This is a genomic window from Ruegeria sp. CJ9 (genome assembly GCF_056536625.1).
The window spans coordinates 141312-160137 of sequence record NZ_JBQFPY010000009.1 but is presented as its reverse complement, the minus strand read 5'-3'; the positions used below and the strand labels follow the sequence as shown (position 1 = coordinate 160137).

The 18826-nt window shown below is 55.8% G+C and carries 22 protein-coding genes and 1 pseudogene; 11 read left to right on the top strand and 12 right to left on the bottom strand.

All coding sequences use genetic code 11. From position 1 onward, the window contains the following. The first annotated feature begins 86 nt into the window (after nt 1–86). Complete coding sequence (locus tag ACR0AJ_RS17590) at nt 87–932, top strand: enoyl-CoA hydratase/isomerase family protein (protein ID WP_480741475.1); 846 nt, start codon at nt 87–89, stop codon at nt 930–932. 80 nt (nt 933–1012) lie between these two features. Beyond that, a complete protein-coding gene (locus ACR0AJ_RS17585; RefSeq protein ID WP_480741474.1) occupies nt 1013–1999 on the top strand; it encodes a zinc-dependent alcohol dehydrogenase family protein in 987 nt (328 codons plus the stop codon). Between the two features lie 158 nt (nt 2000–2157). On the opposite strand, the gene ureG is transcribed toward ACR0AJ_RS17585, so the two are convergent. The 9 genes from ureG to ACR0AJ_RS17540 form a co-directional block, all read right to left on the bottom strand. Next, nucleotides 2158–2787 (bottom strand): urease accessory protein UreG, encoded by a 630-nt coding sequence (gene ureG, locus ACR0AJ_RS17580; protein ID WP_480741472.1) that lies wholly within the window; start codon nt 2785–2787, stop codon nt 2158–2160. Beyond that, complete coding sequence (locus ACR0AJ_RS17575; RefSeq protein ID WP_480741470.1) at nt 2784–3449, bottom strand: urease accessory protein UreF; 666 nt, start codon at nt 3447–3449, stop codon at nt 2784–2786. The genes ureG and ACR0AJ_RS17575 overlap by 4 nt, the downstream gene beginning before the upstream one ends. Continuing rightward, nucleotides 3421–3873, bottom strand: coding sequence for an urease accessory protein UreE (locus tag ACR0AJ_RS17570; RefSeq protein ID WP_170350814.1), 453 nt, complete (start codon nt 3871–3873; stop codon nt 3421–3423). The genes ACR0AJ_RS17575 and ACR0AJ_RS17570 overlap by 29 nt, the downstream gene beginning before the upstream one ends. A gap of 31 nt (nt 3874–3904) precedes the next feature. Then, the gene (locus ACR0AJ_RS17565; protein WP_170350815.1) at nt 3905–4126 is read right to left on the bottom strand and encodes a DUF1127 domain-containing protein; all 222 of its coding nucleotides are present in this window, start codon (nt 4124–4126) and stop codon (nt 3905–3907) included. 130 nt (nt 4127–4256) lie between these two features. Continuing rightward, nucleotides 4257–6017 (bottom strand): urease subunit alpha, encoded by a 1761-nt coding sequence (gene ureC, locus ACR0AJ_RS17560; protein ID WP_170362031.1) that lies wholly within the window; start codon nt 6015–6017, stop codon nt 4257–4259. Next, on the bottom strand, nt 5992–6324 hold the full coding sequence (locus ACR0AJ_RS17555) for an urease subunit beta (protein WP_170350817.1): 333 nt from the start codon (nt 6322–6324) through the stop codon (nt 5992–5994). Before ACR0AJ_RS17555 ends, ureC begins: the two co-directional genes overlap by 26 nt. After that, on the bottom strand, nt 6321–6482 hold the full coding sequence (locus ACR0AJ_RS17550) for a hypothetical protein (protein ID WP_170350818.1): 162 nt from the start codon (nt 6480–6482) through the stop codon (nt 6321–6323). The genes ACR0AJ_RS17555 and ACR0AJ_RS17550 overlap by 4 nt, the downstream gene beginning before the upstream one ends. An 18-nt stretch (nt 6483–6500) precedes the next feature. Beyond that, nucleotides 6501–6803, bottom strand: coding sequence for an urease subunit gamma (locus tag ACR0AJ_RS17545; RefSeq protein WP_480648588.1), 303 nt, complete (start codon nt 6801–6803; stop codon nt 6501–6503). Between the two features lies 1 nt (nt 6804). Further along, on the bottom strand, nt 6805–7572 hold the full coding sequence (locus ACR0AJ_RS17540; RefSeq protein ID WP_480648586.1) for an urease accessory protein UreD: 768 nt from the start codon (nt 7570–7572) through the stop codon (nt 6805–6807). A 444-nt stretch (nt 7573–8016) separates the two neighbouring features. On the opposite strand from ACR0AJ_RS17540, the gene urtA reads away from it, so the two are divergent. Genes urtA through urtE form a run of 5 tightly spaced genes read left to right on the top strand, consistent with a single transcriptional unit; the run spans nt 8017 to nt 13979 of the window. Further along, nucleotides 8017–9297, top strand: coding sequence for an urea ABC transporter substrate-binding protein (gene urtA, locus ACR0AJ_RS17535; protein ID WP_480741467.1), 1281 nt, complete (start codon nt 8017–8019; stop codon nt 9295–9297). A 60-nt stretch (nt 9298–9357) separates the two neighbouring features. Beyond that, nucleotides 9358–11310 carry an urea ABC transporter permease subunit UrtB gene (gene urtB / locus ACR0AJ_RS17530; RefSeq protein ID WP_170350822.1) on the top strand — a complete coding sequence of 651 codons (1953 nt, stop codon included), beginning with the start codon at nt 9358–9360 and terminating at the stop codon, nt 11308–11310. Between the two features lie 3 nt (nt 11311–11313). Continuing rightward, complete coding sequence (gene urtC, locus ACR0AJ_RS17525) at nt 11314–12543, top strand: urea ABC transporter permease subunit UrtC (protein WP_480648583.1); 1230 nt, start codon at nt 11314–11316, stop codon at nt 12541–12543. Continuing rightward, a complete protein-coding gene (urtD, locus tag ACR0AJ_RS17520; protein ID WP_480706413.1) occupies nt 12540–13280 on the top strand; it encodes an urea ABC transporter ATP-binding protein UrtD in 741 nt (246 codons plus the stop codon). Before urtC ends, urtD begins: the two co-directional genes overlap by 4 nt. A 3-nt stretch (nt 13281–13283) precedes the next feature. Continuing rightward, a complete protein-coding gene (gene urtE / locus ACR0AJ_RS17515) occupies nt 13284–13979 on the top strand; it encodes an urea ABC transporter ATP-binding subunit UrtE (RefSeq protein ID WP_170413617.1) in 696 nt (231 codons plus the stop codon). Nucleotides 13980–14003: 24 nt separating this feature from the next. Here urtE and ACR0AJ_RS17510 read toward each other — a convergent pair whose 3' ends face one another. Next, nucleotides 14004–14882, bottom strand: a complete 879-nt coding sequence (locus ACR0AJ_RS17510; RefSeq protein ID WP_480706410.1) for a LysR substrate-binding domain-containing protein — start codon at nt 14880–14882, stop codon at nt 14004–14006. Between the two features lie 118 nt (nt 14883–15000). On the opposite strand from ACR0AJ_RS17510, the gene ACR0AJ_RS17505 reads away from it, so the two are divergent. Together ACR0AJ_RS17505 and ACR0AJ_RS17500 are read left to right on the top strand one after the other, a co-directional pair. Then, nucleotides 15001–15750 (top strand): SDR family oxidoreductase, encoded by a 750-nt coding sequence (locus ACR0AJ_RS17505; protein WP_170362040.1) that lies wholly within the window; start codon nt 15001–15003, stop codon nt 15748–15750. 15 nt (nt 15751–15765) lie between these two features. Beyond that, nucleotides 15766–16155, top strand: coding sequence for an ectoine synthase (locus ACR0AJ_RS17500; protein ID WP_170350828.1), 390 nt, complete (start codon nt 15766–15768; stop codon nt 16153–16155). A gap of 166 nt (nt 16156–16321) precedes the next feature. On the opposite strand, the gene ACR0AJ_RS17495 is transcribed toward ACR0AJ_RS17500, so the two are convergent. Next, nucleotides 16322–16735 (bottom strand): TetR family transcriptional regulator C-terminal domain-containing protein, encoded by a 414-nt coding sequence (locus tag ACR0AJ_RS17495; RefSeq protein WP_480741507.1) that lies wholly within the window; start codon nt 16733–16735, stop codon nt 16322–16324. A gap of 54 nt (nt 16736–16789) precedes the next feature. Beyond that, nucleotides 16790–16963 (bottom strand): annotated as a pseudogene (locus ACR0AJ_RS17490) (TetR family transcriptional regulator); the annotation flags it as partial. 190 nt (nt 16964–17153) lie between these two features. On the opposite strand from ACR0AJ_RS17490, the gene ACR0AJ_RS17485 reads away from it, so the two are divergent. Both ACR0AJ_RS17485 and ACR0AJ_RS17480 read left to right on the top strand, forming a co-directional pair. Beyond that, entirely contained in the window at nt 17154–18017 is an 864-nt protein-coding gene (locus ACR0AJ_RS17485; protein WP_170362042.1) for an ABC transporter permease, read from the top strand. Then, nucleotides 18014–18808, top strand: a complete 795-nt coding sequence (locus ACR0AJ_RS17480; protein ID WP_170350831.1) for an ABC transporter permease — start codon at nt 18014–18016, stop codon at nt 18806–18808. Before ACR0AJ_RS17485 ends, ACR0AJ_RS17480 begins: the two co-directional genes overlap by 4 nt. Nucleotides 18809–18826: the final 18 nt, after the last annotated feature.

The following is an 18826-nucleotide window of genomic DNA, read 5'->3' as shown; positions in this document are numbered from 1 at the left end:
GGCGCGGCCGCCCCAAACACACATCCACCTTTACCTCCTATCACCCCTCACGCGTGCCGCGTCGAGGCCCAAGAAAGGACTGCCTGATGAAATACGAAAACTTCCAAACTTTTGAGGTTGCCGTTGAAAAAGGTATCGCCACGGTGACATTCAATTTCGGTTCCGTGAACGTGCAAGGCCAGGAAATGTTGGCCGACCTCAACAGCCTGGCCATGCGGCTAGAGCGCGACCGCGACACCAAAGTAGTGATCTTCCAATCCGCCAACCCAGAAATCTGGGTTTGCCATTACGACACCGATCTTCTCAAAGACATGTCGACCGAGGCGGTATCCCGCGAGGATGCACAGCTGTTGGACCTGCAAGCGGTTTGCGAACGGATCAGCAAGGTGCCGCAGGCCACTATTGCCAAGCTGGAAGGGTTCGCACGCGGTGGCGGGCACGAATTGGCACTGGCGCTCGACATGCGTTTTGCCGCGCGGGGAAAGTACAAGTTCATGCAGATGGAGGTCGGTATGGGCATCCTGCCCTGCGGCGGTGGCGCGTCGCGGATGGCACGCCAAACCGGCCTTGGCAAAGCGCTTGAGATCATCCTGAGCGCGCAGGATTATGACGCGGATGATGCAGAGCGTCTGGGCACGATCAACAAGGCTTTGGAGCCGGATGAGATTGGCCCATATGTGACCGCGCTGGCCGAACGGATCGCGCAGTTTCCGGCAGAGTCGATCAACGCCTGCAAGCAGATGGTCTATGAATCCATCGACAAACCCATTCAGGAGGCACTGAAGGCCGAAGCCTATTGGCTTTATCAGGCCACCAGCAAAACCCCGGCTGTCAAACGGTTTGCCATCGCGGATGAACAAGGTTTGGAACACGACATCGAAAATCAGCGTAAGTGGGGCGACCTGGTTATGCAGGTGCAAGATATCAACTGAACCCCCATCAAAATAACTACGTCCAGGCGCCCGATATCTCGATGCGCGCCCCAGCGTGGTGCTAGAAAAGGAATTTCCCAATGAAAGCAATGGTTCTGAATACCTATGGACCCGACGCACAGTTTGAGCCCGCAGAAATGCCAGACCCGGTTGCAGCACCCGGACATGTGGTGGTCCAGGTGGCGGCCACCAGCGTCAACACAGTCGACACGATGATCCGAAGCATGGGGGCAGAACTGCCCCTGTCCCCCGCACTGCCTGCCGTACTTGGCATGGATTTTGCAGGCACAGTTGTTGCATTGGGCGACGGAGTGACAAACTTTGCCCTAGGTGATGAGGTGTACGGTTGCGCCGGTGGTCTGATGGACCTTCCTGGCACTCTGGCCGAGTACATGAACGCAGACGCCCGCCTGATTGCACACAAACCCAAATCGCTGAGTATGCGGGAAGCCGCAGCGCTGCCCCTCGTCGGTATCACCGCCTACGAAGGGTTGACCCGTGCCGGTGTAGGCGATGGGCAGACCGTGCTGGTACAGGGCGGCGCCGGAGGCGTTGGCCATGTCGCAGTGCAAATTGCCCGTAACCTTGGTGCAACCGTGTCCGCAACAGGTCGCGGCGCGGATCAGATGGCTCTGATTGAGGGGTTGAGTGCGCGTCCTTTGGATTTCACAACGCAAAAGGTTGAAGACTACGTGGCTGCGCACACTGATGGCGTGGGCTTTGATGTGGTGTTCGACAGCGTTGGTGGGCCGAACATGACAAACTCGTTCGCAGCGGCCAAGCTCAACGGCCATGTCGCCTCAACCGTTGCGATGGTCGAGATTGATTTGACGCCCGCGCATTTCAAAGGTCTGTCCCTGCACGTCGTCTTCATGCTGATCCCGATGATGCATGATGTCGGGCGGCAAACCCATGGTGACATCCTCAAGACATTGGCGAATCTGGCAGATGCAGGGGGGCTCAAACCTATTGTTGACGAACACAAGTTTGGGTGGGCCGATGTCGGCGCAGCCTATGCGCACCTGACGAGCGGAGCTGCGATCGGGAAAGTGGTTGTAGAGTTGTAATCCGCACCTGTTGAGTTTGGTGCGCACAGGATGATCGTGCGCACCAATCTTAGGTAGATTCCGGACAAGCGTGAAAAACACGATTGTCCTTTTGACCCCTTCAATCGATGTCCAACATCGGCTTTGTGTGCCGACAACTTACCATCTTTGCTGGTGATCTAACGCGCTTGCGAAATCCTTAGCCCTCCGCCTTTCACAAGGAGGTCCACAATTGCGTCGACCCCTTTTCTGCGACGAAGAGACGAGAACAAAAACGGCCGTCCTTTGCGCATTCTTTGCGCATCACGTTCCATAACTTCTAACGAAGCACCAACATGCGGCGCCAAGTCGGTTTTGTTGATGACCAGAATGTCCGATTTCGTAATCGCCGGCCCGCCTTTGCGTGGAATTTCCTCTCCGGCGGCGACGTCAATCACATAGATTGTAAGGTCTGCGAGTTCCGGACTGAACGTAGCCGATAAATTGTCCCCGCCGCTTTCGATCAGAACCACATCAAGATCGGGATGGCGGTCTTGCATTTCGGCGACCGCAGCCAAGTTAATCGAGGCGTCTTCGCGGATCGCTGTGTGTGGGCACCCACCGGTTTCCACGCCAATGATCCTGTCTTGCGGCAGGATCTGCATGCGCATCAGCGCTTCGGCATCCTCCTGCGTGTAAATGTCATTGGTGATAACGCCCACTGAGCAGAAATCGCGCAGGGCTTCGGATAACGCTGCGGTCAAAGTGGTCTTTCCGGCGCCCACCGGACCACCGATGCCAACGCGAAGGGGGCCGTTCATACTGCTCATGTTCGGAACATCCTTGAATACTGTGTTTCGTGTTTCATCGACGCGATGTCTGTCAGGAACGCGGTCGAGTTCAAATCATCCAGGCTGGCCTTTTGCGCCGTTTCGGCAATACGGGCGCATAGCGGTGTCAATTCTCGGATCACTTTCTGAGACGCGGTCTGGCCCAACGGCACAAGGCGTGTTGCGCAAGAGGCCAGGTTGCTTGCAAAGGCTTGCAGAAACATCTTTGTCGTCAGCAAAAGGGGAAGGCCTTGCAAACGCGCGGCCTGGCCTAGTGAGACGGGATAGGAGTACTTTCGAAGGTCTAAATCCCAGACATTTCCAGTCACCGTCCCGAATGCCTGTCCTAGGAACTCGGTTTCTATTTTTCTTTCGGAGGACGCGCAAAAGGCCCGTGCAGTAACGTCGATGCCGATAAGTTCATCTTTATCCGGCGCGTTGTATGCCGAAACAACGAACAGAGCGTCGTTCCAACCAGAACCATGTTCCAGCACATCTGAAATCCAGGCTTGGGTGCATCGTGAATCGGTGACGGTCCCTTCGTCAATTGCGGTCTCTAGCCCGTGAGAATAGGCAAAGCCCCCTACAGGGTAAGCGGGCGACAACCATTGCGTCAGCGTCAGGATGTCGGCGTCAGTGGGCGTGGCCATGAGTCCTGCCATGGCCATAGGCCCCGCCTTCGGGGGTGAACGGTTCATGCACTTCCCGCACCGAAGCCCCGATTTTCAAAAGCATGTCTTGGATGACGTGATCGACTTGGATCAGCAGATGATCCTTTTCGATCTGACAAGGCGTGTGGCGGTTGCCGATATGCCAAGCGACGCGCGTCAGATCCGGGGCGGTTATTTCCAGCAACGCTTCGGGTGCAGCTTGTATTTCTACTTCGCGGCCATCATCCAGAACCAAAGCGCCGCCGTGGTTCAACGACGTCGTTTGCGCCAGATCGACAAGAATCTGTTCGCCACTTTCGCAGGTCAGAACCTTGCGGCGCAAAAAACGGTCATCATAGGTCAGTGACAGGGCGTCCGCAGGCTCGCCGTGTAAATGATCAGAATATTGCCGTGCTGTACAAAGGAGGATGGTCATGCCAACGCCCCCTCTGTGGAACGGGCAGCTGTTACCAGATAGAACCCGCGAAAACGTGTTGTACGATACGGTCGCGGGACAGGCCGCGTTTGCGCAGTTCTTCGTCGCTCAGCGATTGCAGGAACTGGATTTGATCGGTGCGCGATCGTGCTTCGGCCAATCGAGCAAGAGCCGAATAGATCGACGAACCAATCGTCGAGAACAGACCGAATACGGAAAAACCGGAATGCGGTTGATTTTCTGTGTGTGCCATTGGGACCCTCGTATGCTTGCGAGACGTTGGTCCTCCCTTGCGTGATAGTATCCGTCATATTGCACTCGCTTAGTAGTGGGCAATTGGTCATGCCCGGGATGCGCTTGCTGCAATGCAGCGAAGTTTTTAATCAGAACATGAAGTATCGCTGTGCCATCGGTAGAACTTCGGCTGGCTGACAGGTTAGCAATTCACCATCCGCACGGACCTCGTAGGTTTCCGGGTCGACATCGATCTGGGGTGTTGCATTGTTCAGCAACAGATCGCGTTTGCCGATATTCCGCGTGTTGTGCACGGCGACAGTTTGCTTCGCCAAGCCCAGTGAATCACCAATCCCGTCGGTCTGTGCGGCCTCAGAGACAAATGTGATCGCCGAATGCTCGACCGAGCGGCCATAGGCCCCGAACATCGGACGGCTATAGACAGGCTGCGGTGTCGGGATTGAGGCATTGGGATCGCCCATCTGCGCGCAGGCAATCGTGCCGCCCAGCAAAACCATTTCGGGTTTCACGCCGAAAAACGCCGGGTTCCACAGCACCAGATCAGCGCGTTTGCCTTCTTCGATACTGCCGATCTGATGGCTGAGCCCATGGGCGATAGCCGGGTTGATGGTGTATTTCGCGATGTACCGGCGGACGCGCAGGTTGTCGTTGTCCCCGGTTTCCTCGGGCAGCCGGCCCCGTTGTTTCTTCATCTTATCAGCCGTTTGCCATGTACGGATCAGCACCTCGCCCACACGGCCCATGGCCTGACTGTCGGAGGCGATGATGCTGAACGCGCCCATGTCGTGCAGGATATCTTCTGCGGCAATGGTCTCGCGCCGGATGCGGCTTTCGGCAAAGGCCACGTCCTCGGGGATCGATTTGTCGAGGTGATGGCAGACCATCAGCATATCCAGATGCTCTTCGACCGTATTCACGGTGAACGGTCGCGTCGGGTTGGTCGAGGACGGCAGAACATGGTTCTCACCGCAGATTTTGATGATATCTGGGGCGTGACCACCACCTGCGCCTTCGGTGTGGAAGGCGTGGATGGTGCGACCTTTCATGGCAGCCACGGTATTCTCGACAAATCCGGATTCGTTCAGCGTATCGGTGTGGATCATCACCTGAACATCCATCGCATCGGCCACTGACAGGCAGCAGTCGATGGCGGCAGGGGTCGTTCCCCAATCCTCGTGCAGTTTCAGCGCGCAGGCCCCGGCCTTGACCTGTTCCTCCAGCGCCGAGGGTAGTGAGGCATTGCCTTTGCCCGCAAAGGCAAGGTTCATCGGAAAGGCATCCGCAGCTTGCAACATCCGACCGATATGCCAAGGGCCGGGGGTGCAAGTGGTCGCCAAAGTACCATGTGCCGGGCCGGTACCACCGCCAAGCATTGTCGTTAGGCCGGAATGCAAGGCGTCTTCGATCTGTTGTGGGCAGATAAAGTGGATATGGCTGTCGAACCCGCCCGCCGTCAGGATGCGGCCCTCGCCTGCAATTGCCTCGGTTCCTGGGCCAATGATAATGTCCACGCCAGGCTGCGTATCCGGGTTTCCGGCTTTGCCGATCTTGGCGATACGCCCGTCCTTCAGCCCTACATCCGCTTTGTAAATTCCGGAATGATCTACAATCAGTGCGTTGGTGATGACCGTGTCAACGGCCCCCTCGGCGCGTGTGGCCTGAGATTGGCCCATCCCGTCGCGAATGACTTTGCCACCGCCGAACTTGACCTCTTCTCCATACACATCTTCGCGGTGTCCGGTTTCGCTGAACCGTGCAGCTGTTGCGCGTTCCACGATCAGATCTTTTTCAACCTCTATGATCAGATCGGTATCCGCCAATCGTACTTTGTCGCCGACCGTTGGGCCGAACATAGAGGCATAATCACCCCGACTGATCTTGCCCGGCATCTTTCAAAGCCCCCATGATGTGCATATTGAAACCGTAGATGTGCCGGCGCCCCTCAAATGGCACCAACATAACTTCGCGAATTTGGCCCGGTTCAAAACGCACAGCGGTGCCTGCGGGGATGTCCAGCCGCATCCCCAAGGCCGCGTAGCGATCAAAATCCAAGGCAGAGTTTGCTTCGGCAAAGTGGTAGTGGCTACCGACCTGAACTGGCCGATCACCAGTATTGGCGACAACAACAAGACGGCTGCTGCGACCGGCGTTGAGCGTCAGTGACCCTTCGGCAGGTATGATCTCACCTGGGATCATTTCGGCAGCTTCAAGATCACGGTGATGGCGATGACGGCGATCAAGGCCAACCCAGCTGCCAACGCGGCGTAATCGCTGCCGTGTGCATGAACATGAGTGTCCGTGTGGGCCATGGCCGGACCAGCCAGAATAAGAGCGGGAAAGAGCATGCGGTTCATTTGTATCTCCTTTGGTAATCAGCGAATGGGGTTGTGGACTGTTACAAGCTTGGTGCCATCCGGGAAGGTGGCTTCGACCTGTACCTCGTGGATCATCTCGGGCACGCCTTCCATGCATTGGCCTCGGGTGATCACTTCGGCCCCGGCTTGCATCATATCGGCGACCGAACGACCATCGCGCGCGCCCTCGACCACGGCATCGGTGATCAGGGCGATAGCCTCGGGGTGGTTCAGCTTGACGCCGCGGACCAACCGTTTTCGGGCGACCTCGGCTGCCATGGCAACCAGCAGTTTGTCTTTTTCACGAGGGGTCAGGTTCATGTCAGAGCATCCAGCATCGGGGTAACGTGTCTTTGTTCAGTCTGCGCAAAAGCGGCATCAACGCGCTCCGAAGGGCAAAGCTGCTTTTGGCCAGAACACGGATAACCAGCAGGTCGTCCCGGATAAGGGTTGCACCGGCGGTTTCGGGCAGCATTTCGCGAACAGGGTCCAACTGACCTGCGGCGGACCTTGAGGCAAAGACGATCAGCGCCATCGCCCCTGCGCCATTTGCGGTATGCGGCTTGGACATATGCGCGTGCCAATCGCCAGAGAACCGGATTGCATCCAGAAACACCGGCACCCCTTCGCGCCGTATCTCGATCCGATCGTTTAGGCGGATATCGGTCAATGTTTCGCCCATGGCCGCGCGCCCAAAGACCAGCGGCTCTACCATCAGCGTCTCGGCATCCGGGCACAGGTCGATCCTGAGGCGTCGGTCCAAAGTGCAGCCATTGAACAGAATGGTTTCTTGCGGCAACCAGTTCAGCCGGGCGCCTGTCTCGACTGTCAGATGGTTGGTGATCTGGCCGCATTCTTCGGGCTGAGCCTTGTAAGCGCGTTCGCAGGCTTGTGTTGTCAATGTCAGCGCCGTGCCTTCCGCTGCCTTGCCGGAAAACCGGAATGTGTCGCCTCCGGTCACGCCACCTGCTGTGTTCAATAGAACGGCATCAAGATCAGGCGTCGTGGTTCTGGGAAACAGGCACTTAAAGGACCCCGACTGGCGAAACTTGTCCAGAACCGTTCTGTCGCCCAATTTCTTGGTGCTCAAACTGACGGTGCCAGCAGCACGCGGCGGCACCGCACTGTGCGTGGGTAATATGGCTGAAACTTGGGTAATAAGGCACCTTTAGCGCGTGGTTTGGTGCCTCTTGTTTCTCTGTTGAAGGGTCAAAACACTAACTTGCAGTGTCGGAAACTGCTTATTTCCACATCGTGCGTCTAATTTTTAGACAGTGACCTTAGTCTTGGATGAAAAATTGGGCGCTTCTGGCTGATTCCGTAAATTGAGTTAGAGGCAAGTTGCCAATCTTGCTGCAATGCAGAAACCGTATAGGTGCCACCGCGGAGATGACCCGGGGGTGTGTGACGGCTGCGCGAATTGGACCTCGAACACAACCGCCACACGTAAACGCAACAACAGTTGCGGGGATCAGGTAGAAGAGAAACGTGCCTTTGCGCAAGCCCTCTCTCCCGGCCCCGCCAGGAGGATTACATGAAACCGCTCAAATCCACGCTCGCCGGATCGGTTGTCTTTGCGGCCATAGCTACTGCTGCATTGTCGGCCGAAGATACGATCAAGGTCGGAGTGCTGCATTCGCTTTCGGGCACGATGGCAATCTCGGAAACGACACTGAAAGACACCATGCTCATGCTGATCGATCAGCAAAACGCCAAGGGCGGTCTGTTGGGTAAACAGCTTGAAGCGGTCGTCGTGGACCCCGCATCGGACTGGCCCTTGTTCGCGGAAAAAGCGCGTGAGTTGCTGACTGTTCACGAGGTGGATGTGATCTTTGGCAACTGGACATCGGTCAGTCGCAAGTCGGTTCTGCCGGTGATCGAAGAACTCAACGGTCTTTTGTTTTACCCGGTTCAGTACGAGGGAGAAGAAAGCTCGAAAAACGTGTTCTACACCGGTGCCGCGCCAAACCAACAGGCAATCCCTGCGACCGACTATTTCCTGGATGAACTGGGAGTCGAGAAATTTGCGTTTCTTGGCACCGACTATGTCTATCCCAGAACCACGAACAATATTTTGGAAAGCTATCTGAAGCAGAAGGGGATCGCGGATGACGATATCTTCGTCAATTACACGCCCTTCGGCCATTCCGACTGGTCCAAGATCGTGGCTGACGTGATTGCGCTGGGCGCAGATGGCAAGAAGGTTGGCGTGATCTCGACCATCAATGGTGATGCAAATATCGGCTTTTACAAGGAACTGGCCGCGTCCGGCGTATCGGCGGATGACATCCCGGTTGTGGCCTTCTCGGTCGGGGAAGAGGAATTGTCGGGTCTCGATACCGCCAACCTTGTCGGCCATCTAGCGGCTTGGAACTACTTTCAGTCGGCCGACACCGATGAGAACGCCGAATTCGTTGACACCTGGAAATCCACCATGGGTGACGGGCGCGTGACGAACGATCCGATGGAGGCGCATTACATCGGCTTTAACATGTGGGTGAACGCCGCGACCGCAGCCGGTTCAACCGAAGTCGACGCTGTGCGCGCCGCGATGTACGGGCAGGAATTCCCGAACTTGACCGGTGGTACTGCTGTCATGCTGCCGAACCACCACCTCGCCAAGCCGGTTCTGATTGGCGAGATTCAGGAAGACGGCCAGTTCGACATCATTAGCGAGACAGATGTTGTGCCAGGCGACGCCTGGACCGATTACCTGCCGGAATCGGCGGTCCTGAAATCGGATTGGAAAGATCTTGGTTGCGGTATGTACAACACCGAAACCAAGACGTGCGTTCAGACCCTGTCGAACTACTAATCTGCAAGCAAGGCGGGTGTAATCGCCCGCCTTGCCGCCAAGACACACGGGTTTCACCACATGTTTCGACTATTCCTTGCGAGCCTCGCAATTCTGTTTGCCTGCCTGCCCGCCAACGCGCAAGAGGCTGGCCTGGAGCCGATCTTGCAAAGCCATCAGGAGATCATCGCCAAAAGCTCGCGCAAGACGATCAAACCGGCGATTGATGCGATTACGGCCAGTGGGTTACCACAAGCGCAGGTGATGCTTGAAACATGGGCCGCCAAGGACATGTGGATGCGCAAATCCGATGGTTTGTTCTTTGCGGGAAAAAGGGTTGAAGGGCGGTCATACGAGCTGACCGATTTCGACACAGGCGAGGTAATCGGCACCTACGAGAAATCCGATCTGAAACAATTGAAACCCAACAGCGGCGTCCGCGCCATGATCGGGACCGCTTTGGTGCAGTACCAACTGACCGATCAGGATCGAAAAAGACGCCTGGCCGCTCTGCAATCTATTCAACGTGACCCCGAAGGCGCTCTGCTTGAACCTTTGCGCGCCTCGATCGAGGATGAAACGGATGCAGATTTGAAGGCGCAGAAACAGCGGCTCGAACGATTGCTGACCATTGGGTACGACGCAGACACCACGGCTCGCGTGGCTGCGGTTGAGGAAATGTCAAACGACTTGGGTGTCGACGTGCGCGCGGCGCTGAACCCTTTGGTGGTGACCACACGAATGGTCGCGCCGAATCTGCCGACGGATGAGAATATCGCTGTCGTTCTGGAACCCGGATCAGAGGCCTTGTCGCGGGACGAAGCATATGACTTGCTGGTCGCCAGTAACCTTGCGACTCCGCGTGTGTCTCAGGACGACATCCGCACGGCTTTGTCAGCGAATATCGACCGAGGCCGCGTCGGTGGCGTCCCGGTTGCACAATTGAACAACGAACCCGCTCGCACTCAAGCATATGCCGCCTTGGCTGAAACGGGGGCGGTTTCCGCGTTGGTAACAGAGGCGGATATCGATGACGCGCTGGGCAAACATGTCTTCTTTGAAACCTATCGCGAGGCCTCGCCTGCGGTAACTGCCGCTGCCGAGAAGGCTTTGGATCATATTGAATTCAAGGTCGGGTTGAACCAGACACTCGACCTGTTGCTGGACGCGATCTCACTGGCATCAATCTATTTTCTGGCGGCCATCGGTTTGGCCATCACTTTTGGGGTGATGGGCGTGATCAATATGGCCCATGGCGAATTCATCATGATGGGTGCCTATACGGGCTATGTCGTTCAGCAATTCATCCCCGACCACACGCTGTCGATTATCGTAGCGATCCCGATGGCCTTTGCCGTCACCTTCGCCATGGGTGTCGCGATGGAGCGGTTGGTGATCCGCTGGCTCTATGCCCGCCCGCTCGAGACGCTTCTTGCGACATTCGGCATCTCAATTGCCCTGCAACAACTGGCCAAGAACATTTTTGGCACGCAGGCCCGTCCACTGACAGCGCCGGGTTGGCTGGATGGGGCGTGGGTGCTGAATGATGTGGTTTCGATCAGCTATATCCGCATCGCGATCTTCGTGCTGGCTCTGATCTTTCTGGGGCTGTTCCTGTACATCATGAAACGCACACGGCTGGGTCTTGAGATGCGCGCGGTTACGCAGAACCCACGCATGGCTGGATCAATGGGGATCAATCCCGGGCGGGTGAATATGCTGACCTTTGGCTTGGGTTCCGGCATCGCCGGGATTGCAGGGGTCGCCATTGGCCTTTTTGCCAAGGTCACGTCGGATCTGGGCAGCGACTATATTGTTCAAAGCTTCATGACCGTGGTCGTAGGCGGCGTTGGCAACATCTGGGGGGCACTGGCCGGGGCGGGGATGATCGGCTTCCTGCAAAAAGGGATCGAGTGGATGAACCCCTCGAACACCCTTGCGGCACAAACCTACATGATCGTCTTCATCATTGTTTTCATCCAGTTCCGACCAAGGGGCATCATCGCCCTCAAAGGTCGCGCGGCGGGGGATTGAGACATGGAACGCAGCTTCGTCGCCAAGAACCCGTCCGTGCTGGTCTTTCTGGCCATCCTGTCATTGTTCACATTGGGCGTGACCATCCTGTCCGAAGGGTTCGGGATCGGAGTAATCTCAACCAGTTTCGTCAAAACATTGGGCAAGACCCTATGCCTGTGCCTGATCGCAGTGGCGATGGATCTGGTCTGGGGTTTCACCGGTATCCTGTCGCTGGGCCACTTCGCCTTCTTCGGGCTGGGCGGCTACATGATCGGCATGTGGCTGATGTACGAACGCACCCGCCTGATCGTGGTCGAGTCGTTGTCGCAGGCCGACATCCCGCCAACACCGTCCGAGGTCGTGGACGCCATCGGGACGCAGATTTTCGGCGTCGTCGGATCATCGGAATTCCCGCTGATCTGGGCATTTTCGCACAGTTTGGTTCTGCAGTTGGCGCTGATCGTGCTGGTGCCCGGTCTTCTGGCGCTGATTTTTGGCTGGTTGGCTTTCCGCAGTCGCGTTACTGGTGTGTACCTGTCGATCCTAACTCAGGCGATGACATTGGCCTTGGCGCTGTATCTGTTCCAAAACGACAGCGGTTTGCGTGGTAACAATGGGCTGTCGGGCTTGCAGAACTTGCCCGGCGTGACCGCCTCGCAGGACGTGGTGTCGATCTGGTTCCTCTGGGCTTCGGCATTGGCGCTGGGACTGGGTTACATGCTGGCGGCGTGGATCGTTTCGGGTAAGTTTGGCTCGGTCATCCGCGGCATCCGCGATAACGAGGCGCGGGTGCGGTTTCTTGGATATTCGGTCGAGGTTTACAAGCTGACCGTCTTCACCCTGACCGCCTGCATAGCCGCCATCGCGGGTGCGCTTTATTACCCGCAGGCAGGCATCATCAACCCCGAGGAGATGGCCCCCATCGCGTCTATCTATCTGGCCGTCTGGGTCGCCATCGGTGGGCGCGGGCGTCTCTATGGTGCCGTGATCGGTGCGGCCTTTGTAAGCCTGCTCAGCACCTGGTTCACCGGCGGGCAAGCGCCCAACATTCCGTTGGGTTTCTACACCGTCAAATGGGTCGACTGGTGGCAGGTGCTGCTGGGCGTCTCGTTCGTGCTGGTCACTCTGTTCGCTCCGCAAGGGATAGGCGGGTTATTCGACTTATGGAGCGACCGGCGACACCCGGATCGCCACGGTGCCAACCTGGGCCCCGATGACGGAGCGTTGCGTGAAAAGGAGGCCATTGAATGAGTACTCTGCTAGAGGTGAGCGGCGTCTCGGTCACTTTTGACGGTTTCCGCGCGATCAATAACTTGTCGTTCCAAATTGGTGATGCCGAATTGCGCGCTGTAATCGGCCCTAACGGTGCAGGCAAGACCACGTTCATGGACATCATCACAGGTAAGACACGACCTGATGAGGGGCGGGTTATCTGGGGAAAGAAGTCCATTTCTTTGTTGGACATGACCGAGGCAAAAATCGCGCAGGCAGGGATCGGGCGGAAGTTTCAGAAACCAACCGTCTTCGAAGATCAGACCGTACAGGAAAACCTGCTGATGGCACTTAAAAACAAACGTGGTTGGCTGGGTGTGTTACTTTATCGCCCTTCGGTAAATGATCTGCAGAAAGTTAAAGATCTGGCCGCCGAAATTGGTTTGCATCAGGAACTAAGCCGCAAATCCGGTGAACTGAGCCATGGGCAGAAACAGTGGTTGGAAATTGGTATGCTGCTTGCACAAGATCCACGTCTGCTATTGGTTGACGAACCCGCCGCGGGCATGACACCGCAAGAGCGTGAACACACTACAGACTTGCTTGTTCAGGCTGCAAAAACCCGCGCTGTTGTGGTGGTTGAGCATGACATGGAGTTTGTGCGGCGTCTGAACTGCAAGGTCACGGTTTTGCACGAAGGATCTGTTTTGGCCGAGGGCGGTCTTGATCACGTGACATCTAATCAGGACGTCATCGATGTCTACCTGGGGCGCTAAACAATGCTGAAGCTGACCGATCTGACTTTGCACTATGGGCACTCGCAAATTCTTAACGGGATTTCCATGGAAGCCAGGCAAGGTGAAGTGACCTGCGTCATGGGGACCAACGGTGTCGGGAAAACCAGCCTGATGAAGGCAATCTCGGGCACGCATCCGCGTTCCGGTGGAAATCTGGAGCTTAACGGGGAACAATTGGGTGTCTTACCTGCGCATCGGATGGCCTGGAAAGGTGTGGCCTATGTCCCGCAAGGGCGCGAGATATTCCCTTTGCTGACAGTTCGCGAGAATCTGGAAACGGGGTTCTCTTGCCTGCCTGTCAGTGAGCATTTCGTCCCGGATGAGATATTCGACCTTTTCCCGGTCCTCAAACAGATGCAGAACCGGCGCGGCGGTGACCTTTCCGGCGGCCAGCAGCAACAGCTGGCCATCGCGCGGGCGCTGATCACAAAGCCGAACCTGTTGCTGCTTGACGAGCCAACCGAAGGCATTCAACCGAACATCATCCAACAGATTGGCGAAGTGATCCGGCACCTCAGATCGACAAGTAGAATGGCAATTGTTCTGGTCGAGCAGTATTTCGACTTTGCCTATGACCTTGCTGACCGGCTTGTCGTGTTACGGCGTGGCGAAGTCATGATCAAAGGCACAAGAGATAACCTTACGCGTGATCAGGTGTTGCAGGCCGTATCCGTCTAGGGGGAATTTGATGAAACCCGTAGGTCAAATCGACAAAAGCCATTTCTTGAAAATTCTCACCGAGACTCGATCCTGATCGCTGGGTCGACAGACAAAGTAGAGCCCGCGATCCAGCGGAACATGGCTTTCGTCCAGACGGATCAGACGACCAATTTCCAAGTCTCTCGCCGCCAATAGGTGTCTTGCCAATGCCACGCCCTGTCCGTCAATCGCGGCCTCCAAAAGCACAGCACTATCCACGTATTTGATGCTCTGCGAGTTGATCTGATCCGCGTTCAGACCAACTTGCGCGGCCCAGCTTTCCCAGCCGATGTTGAAGGCATCGTGCAACAGTGGAAGATCGGTGATGTCAGTGGCACGCATTGGCAGCTGTGTATTCTCGACAAGCGATGGCGCGGCTACGACGACCAGCTCCTCTTGTCTTATTTGCTCGTGATAAAGCCCGTCCCAACCCGGTTCTCCAAATCGCAGGGCTACATCAACCTCGGACGTATCGAAATCGGCAAAGGCATCATTTGTGTCCAGCAATAGCGCGATACCCGGATGTTCTTGTTGAAACGAACTTAGTAACGGCACAAGCCATTTGAGCGCCAATGATGTGGATAAAGACACTGTAATCGACTGGCGGTGATGTAATCGCTTCACCTCCATCACGCCCAACTGCAATGCAGAAAACGCCCCGCGTGTTGATTGGTGCAGGCGTTCGCCGGCTTTGGTCAATTCAACGCCGTTGGGGCGGCGATGAAAGAGTGTCACCCCAAGGTGCAGTTCCAGCAACTTTAATTGTCGGCTGATCGCTCCGTGGGTGACGTTCAGCACACCCGCTGCCTTGGTCAGGCTGGAATGGGTTGCAGTTTCGTCAAACGCCTGAAGGGCACGAAGGTGTCTGAGATTTTCCATCATGTGAGAAAATCTAACAGTAACGTGCCAAAAATTCGATAGCTGCTCCTAAATATAAGAAGTTAGACTGATCTAAACACAAAAAATCTCACACTTTGCTTGCCTAAAGAAGGGAATTCCCATGCCCGAATCCAAAGTCGCGCTGATGACAGGTACAGGCCAAGGCATTGGCCGGGGCTGTGCGGTCGAAATGGCAAAAGCAGGCTACAAGGTTTCGCTGATGTCCCCGTCGAACCGCTCGGTCGAACTGGCCGAGGAGCTTGGGGGCATCGGCCGCCGCGGTTCTGTGCTGGATGTCGATGATCTGCAAGCAATGATCGACGACACCATGAGCGAATATGGGCGGATTGATGCAATCGTCAGCAACATGGGCCACGGCGGAACGGTGCCCGAAGCCATCAAAACGGTGGGATTCGACCCCGACTTTGACGGACCGCTTTTGGAGCTGAGCGATGAGTTGTGGCACGAAAGTCTGGACATGTATGTGCTGAACGTCGTCAAGATTGCTCGTATCGTCACGCCTATCTTGATTGAACAAGGCGGGGGCGCTTTCGTAAATATTTCGTCCATGAACACAATCGAACCACGTGCGCCCTATCCCATGAGCATGCTGCGCGGCGCTTTGCACAGTTTCTCAAAGCTCTATGGGGATCGCTATGCACGTTACAATATTCGAATGAATAACCTGCTGCCCGGCTTCTGCGAGAACGTAAACCTGTCCGAACGGGCCCGCCGTGAAATTCCCGCTCAGCGGTCAGCAACTTTTGAAGAGATTGGACAGGCTTGTGTCTTTCTTGCCAGCGAGGGAGCCCGGTATATTAACGGTCAGAGTATATTGTCCGACGGCGGGATGAACCGCGCGGTTCGGTAGCAACGAGGCAGAAATATGATTGTTAGGGCACTCAATGAAATCCTAGGTACAGATCGGGATGTTTCCGGTCCGGGTTGGAACAGCAGACGATTGTTGTTGGCATCTGATGGCATGGGTTTTTCGCTTACGGATACGATCATCAAAAAGGGTGAAATGCTTGAGCTTGAATACACCCATCATCTAGAGGCGTGTTACTGTATCGAAGGCAAAGGGCAGATAAAGACCTCAGGCGATGAAACCTGGCATTCGCTTGAGCCATTTACTCTTTATGCATTGGATCAACATGACCGGCACCTCGTTCGCGCAACAGACGCTGATTTGCGGCTTGTCTGCGTCTTCAATCCGCCACTCAGCGGGCGCGAAGTGCATCGCAAAGACGGAAGCTATGCGCCGACTGAATCCTGATGAGGGCAGGGACGAACCACCGTAGGACGCCTATTGCTGTAGGCAATCTTATGTATGGAAACCTGGCGCGTTCAGTCAGTCTTGTGACTGCAACACAAGAAGGAGAGCGCAAACCTTGTCGGGTATCCCAAGCTAAAGTGGCCAGACAGGCACTGTGTCGCAAGCTTCATTGACATAACCGGGCGCCACTAAGGTCGAAATGTTTGGGGAACATTGCCCTCAGGAACCGAAAGACAATTCGCATTGCTTCGTCGCGATCAAAGGAATCCGGGTGAAGCAAGTAGTCAGTCCACATGCCTTCCAACATGGCGAGCGTGCCGTGGGTGGCGTCGCGCGCAACTTGATTTGGGTGTTCGATTTCAGTCTCTTTCGCTATGCGGGCGAACGCGTTGAAGATCAGTTTCCGAAGCTTTGCATCGCGGGTATCTGAAAACGCAGCGATTGCCGCTCTGTTCCTGGCCTCACCTCGAAACGCGTACCAAATTGCGACGTTTTTCTTATTGAGAATGGCTTCGCTCAAGTCACCCCGAACGATCATCTCAATATGTTCCTGGCCTGTTTGTCCGGTCGTTTCCAGCATGGCATAAATGCCATTGTAATATTGCTCGGACGAATAGCGCGCAGCTTCGTCGACAAGGTTGTCCTTACCCCCGAAATGAAGGTGAATCATGCCGCGGGATAAATCGGCGCGTTGAATGATTTCGCTGACCGACGTCTCGGAAATCCCCTTTTCTGCGACCGAGTCGAGTACCGCCTCGATCAGTGATAGGCGGTTTCGTTCTCGAATTTCTTGTCGTCTTCCAGTCATCTGATCAGGTGGTTTTGTTTGTTTTCAGTCTCTTGCGGGTCCTTCTAATGACCTTTGGGAAATTGGCCAGCCCCGTTTGTGAAAATATCAGTTGACACAGCTAGCCCTAAAATTCCAGATTTAAATGGACGATTGTCCATTTTGTGATCGATATTGTCGCGCCACCGAAAGCAAAGTTCAGCAGGGAAGCATGGCTGGAGTCATACGAAGTGAAACGGGCAAGGGCCTGGCACTGAGCGCGCCTGCGACGCTCTATGTCGGTCTGCTTGTGGCCGTGCCCCTGTGCATTCTTGTCGCCTACAGCTTTTGGACCCAGACCTATGTCGAGATTGACCGCACGCTGACATGGGCGAATTACCAAGAGGCGTTCACCGATCCGCTGGTCCGGCATCTTATGATCCGATCGGTTGCGATTGCGGGGGCGGTGACGCTGGCAACAGTCGGTCTGGCCTATCCGATTGCCTACTTCATCGCATTTCGGACGCAGAAAAAGACCCTCTGGCTATTGCTGATCACCATTCCTTTTTGGAGCAGCTACCTGCTGCGGGTGTTCAGTTGGAAACTGATCCTAGGCTTTAATGGGGTGATGAATTCAGCCCTTATTTCGCTGGGGCTGATACAGGAACCACTGACCTTCCTGCTCTACAATGAATTCGCCGTTGTCCTTACACTTGCACATGCATGGGCGCCGTTTGCGATCCTGCCGATTTATGTGTCGCTGCAAAAGATCGACCGCAGCTTATTAGAGGCCGCAACCGATCTCGGTTGCAGCAAGCTGGAACGGTTTGTGCGCGTGACTTTGCCCCTGACGGTGCCGGGGATCATCGCCGCCTGCTTGATCATCTTCATCCCCACGGTGGGCGACTACGTCACGCCGGCCCTGGTCGGTGGCTCGCAGGGGAAAATGGTGGCTAATTTGATCCAGGTGCAGTTTGGCGCGGCCAATAATTGGCCCTTGGGTGCAACCCTGTCTCTGCTTGCCATGCTTTCGGTCGGCTGCGTTGCAATCCTGTTCGTGGTGGTCGTCACCGCTCTGGGGCGGAGGATCAGATGACCAAGGCCATTCGCATCCCATGGTTGCTTGTTTACGCGATCGCCTACCTGGTGTTTCTCTACCTGCCGGTTCTGCTTTTGCCGTTGTTTTCGTTCAATGACGGAACCATCGTGGCCTTCCCTTTAAAGGGTTTTACGCTGAAATGGTACGCGCAGTTGGGTCAGCAGGACACACTGCTTCAAGCGATGGTGAACTCGCTGATCGTTGGCAGCGTGACTGCCTTGATGGCGACGTCTCTGGGCCTTTTCGCTGCGCGCGCCTATGTCCGGTACCGGTTCAAGGGGCGGGAATTCTCCGAAGGTCTGGTCATGCTCCCGCTGGTCGTTCCCGGCATTATCGTTGCCAGTTCCATGCTGGTGCTGTTCATCAGCGTCGGGCTGAAGCCATCGCTGACGACAGTGATCCTTGGCCATGTCTTTGTGGCCTTGCCCTTTGCCGTGTCGATCATGAAATCGGCCTTTGACGATTTCGACCAGTCGTTGGAAGAGGCCGCGTTTGATCTGGGCGAAAGCGTTGTGGGAACCTTTCGGCGTGTCACCCTACCAATCGTTGCACCGGGCATCATCGCCAGTCTTTTGGTCACGTTCACCGTGTCATTCGACGAGTTTGTTCTGGCCTTCTTCCTGTCCGGCAACAGCCCGACATTGCCGGTCTATATCTGGAGCCAGATCCGCTTTCCGGCAAAGCTGCCTAATACACTGGCGCTGGGGTCGCTGCTTTTGCTGTCCTCGGTTCTGCTGCTGTTGATTGCCGAATATTTCCGCCGCCGTTCCATCCAATCCTCAGATTGAAACCTAAGGAAACCAACC

Excerpts from the sequence above, each read along its gene's own strand:
- ACR0AJ_RS17510 (WP_480706410.1), bottom strand. The coding sequence starts at position 14,882 with ATGATGGAAAATCTCAGACACCTTCGTGCCCTTCAGGCGTTTGACGAA.
- ACR0AJ_RS17545 (WP_480648588.1), bottom strand. The coding sequence starts at position 6,803 with ATGAACCTGACCCCTCGTGAAAAAGACAAACTGCTGGTTGCCATGGCA.
- urtD (WP_480706413.1), top strand. The coding sequence starts at position 12,540 with ATGAGTACTCTGCTAGAGGTGAGCGGCGTCTCGGTCACTTTTGACGGT.
- ACR0AJ_RS17495 (WP_480741507.1), bottom strand. The coding sequence starts at position 16,735 with ATGCTGGAAACGACCGGACAAACAGGCCAGGAACATATTGAGATGATC.
- ACR0AJ_RS17555 (WP_170350817.1), bottom strand. The coding sequence starts at position 6,324 with ATGATCCCAGGTGAGATCATACCTGCCGAAGGGTCACTGACGCTCAAC.
- urtA (WP_480741467.1), top strand. The coding sequence starts at position 8,017 with ATGAAACCGCTCAAATCCACGCTCGCCGGATCGGTTGTCTTTGCGGCC.
- ACR0AJ_RS17565 (WP_170350815.1), bottom strand. The coding sequence starts at position 4,126 with ATGGCACACACAGAAAATCAACCGCATTCCGGTTTTTCCGTATTCGGT.
- ACR0AJ_RS17550 (WP_170350818.1), bottom strand. The coding sequence starts at position 6,482 with ATGAACCGCATGCTCTTTCCCGCTCTTATTCTGGCTGGTCCGGCCATG.
- ACR0AJ_RS17500 (WP_170350828.1), top strand. The coding sequence starts at position 15,766 with ATGATTGTTAGGGCACTCAATGAAATCCTAGGTACAGATCGGGATGTT.
- ureC (WP_170362031.1), bottom strand. The coding sequence starts at position 6,017 with ATGCCGGGCAAGATCAGTCGGGGTGATTATGCCTCTATGTTCGGCCCA.
- ACR0AJ_RS17480 (WP_170350831.1), top strand. The coding sequence starts at position 18,014 with ATGACCAAGGCCATTCGCATCCCATGGTTGCTTGTTTACGCGATCGCC.
- ureG (WP_480741472.1), bottom strand. The coding sequence starts at position 2,787 with ATGAGCAGTATGAACGGCCCCCTTCGCGTTGGCATCGGTGGTCCGGTG.
- ACR0AJ_RS17590 (WP_480741475.1), top strand. The coding sequence starts at position 87 with ATGAAATACGAAAACTTCCAAACTTTTGAGGTTGCCGTTGAAAAAGGT.
- urtE (WP_170413617.1), top strand. The coding sequence starts at position 13,284 with ATGCTGAAGCTGACCGATCTGACTTTGCACTATGGGCACTCGCAAATT.
- ACR0AJ_RS17570 (WP_170350814.1), bottom strand. The coding sequence starts at position 3,873 with ATGACCATCCTCCTTTGTACAGCACGGCAATATTCTGATCATTTACAC.
- urtC (WP_480648583.1), top strand. The coding sequence starts at position 11,314 with ATGGAACGCAGCTTCGTCGCCAAGAACCCGTCCGTGCTGGTCTTTCTG.
- ACR0AJ_RS17575 (WP_480741470.1), bottom strand. The coding sequence starts at position 3,449 with ATGGCAGGACTCATGGCCACGCCCACTGACGCCGACATCCTGACGCTG.
- urtB (WP_170350822.1), top strand. The coding sequence starts at position 9,358 with ATGTTTCGACTATTCCTTGCGAGCCTCGCAATTCTGTTTGCCTGCCTG.
- ACR0AJ_RS17485 (WP_170362042.1), top strand. The coding sequence starts at position 17,154 with ATGGCTGGAGTCATACGAAGTGAAACGGGCAAGGGCCTGGCACTGAGC.
- ACR0AJ_RS17585 (WP_480741474.1), top strand. The coding sequence starts at position 1,013 with ATGAAAGCAATGGTTCTGAATACCTATGGACCCGACGCACAGTTTGAG.
- ACR0AJ_RS17505 (WP_170362040.1), top strand. The coding sequence starts at position 15,001 with ATGCCCGAATCCAAAGTCGCGCTGATGACAGGTACAGGCCAAGGCATT.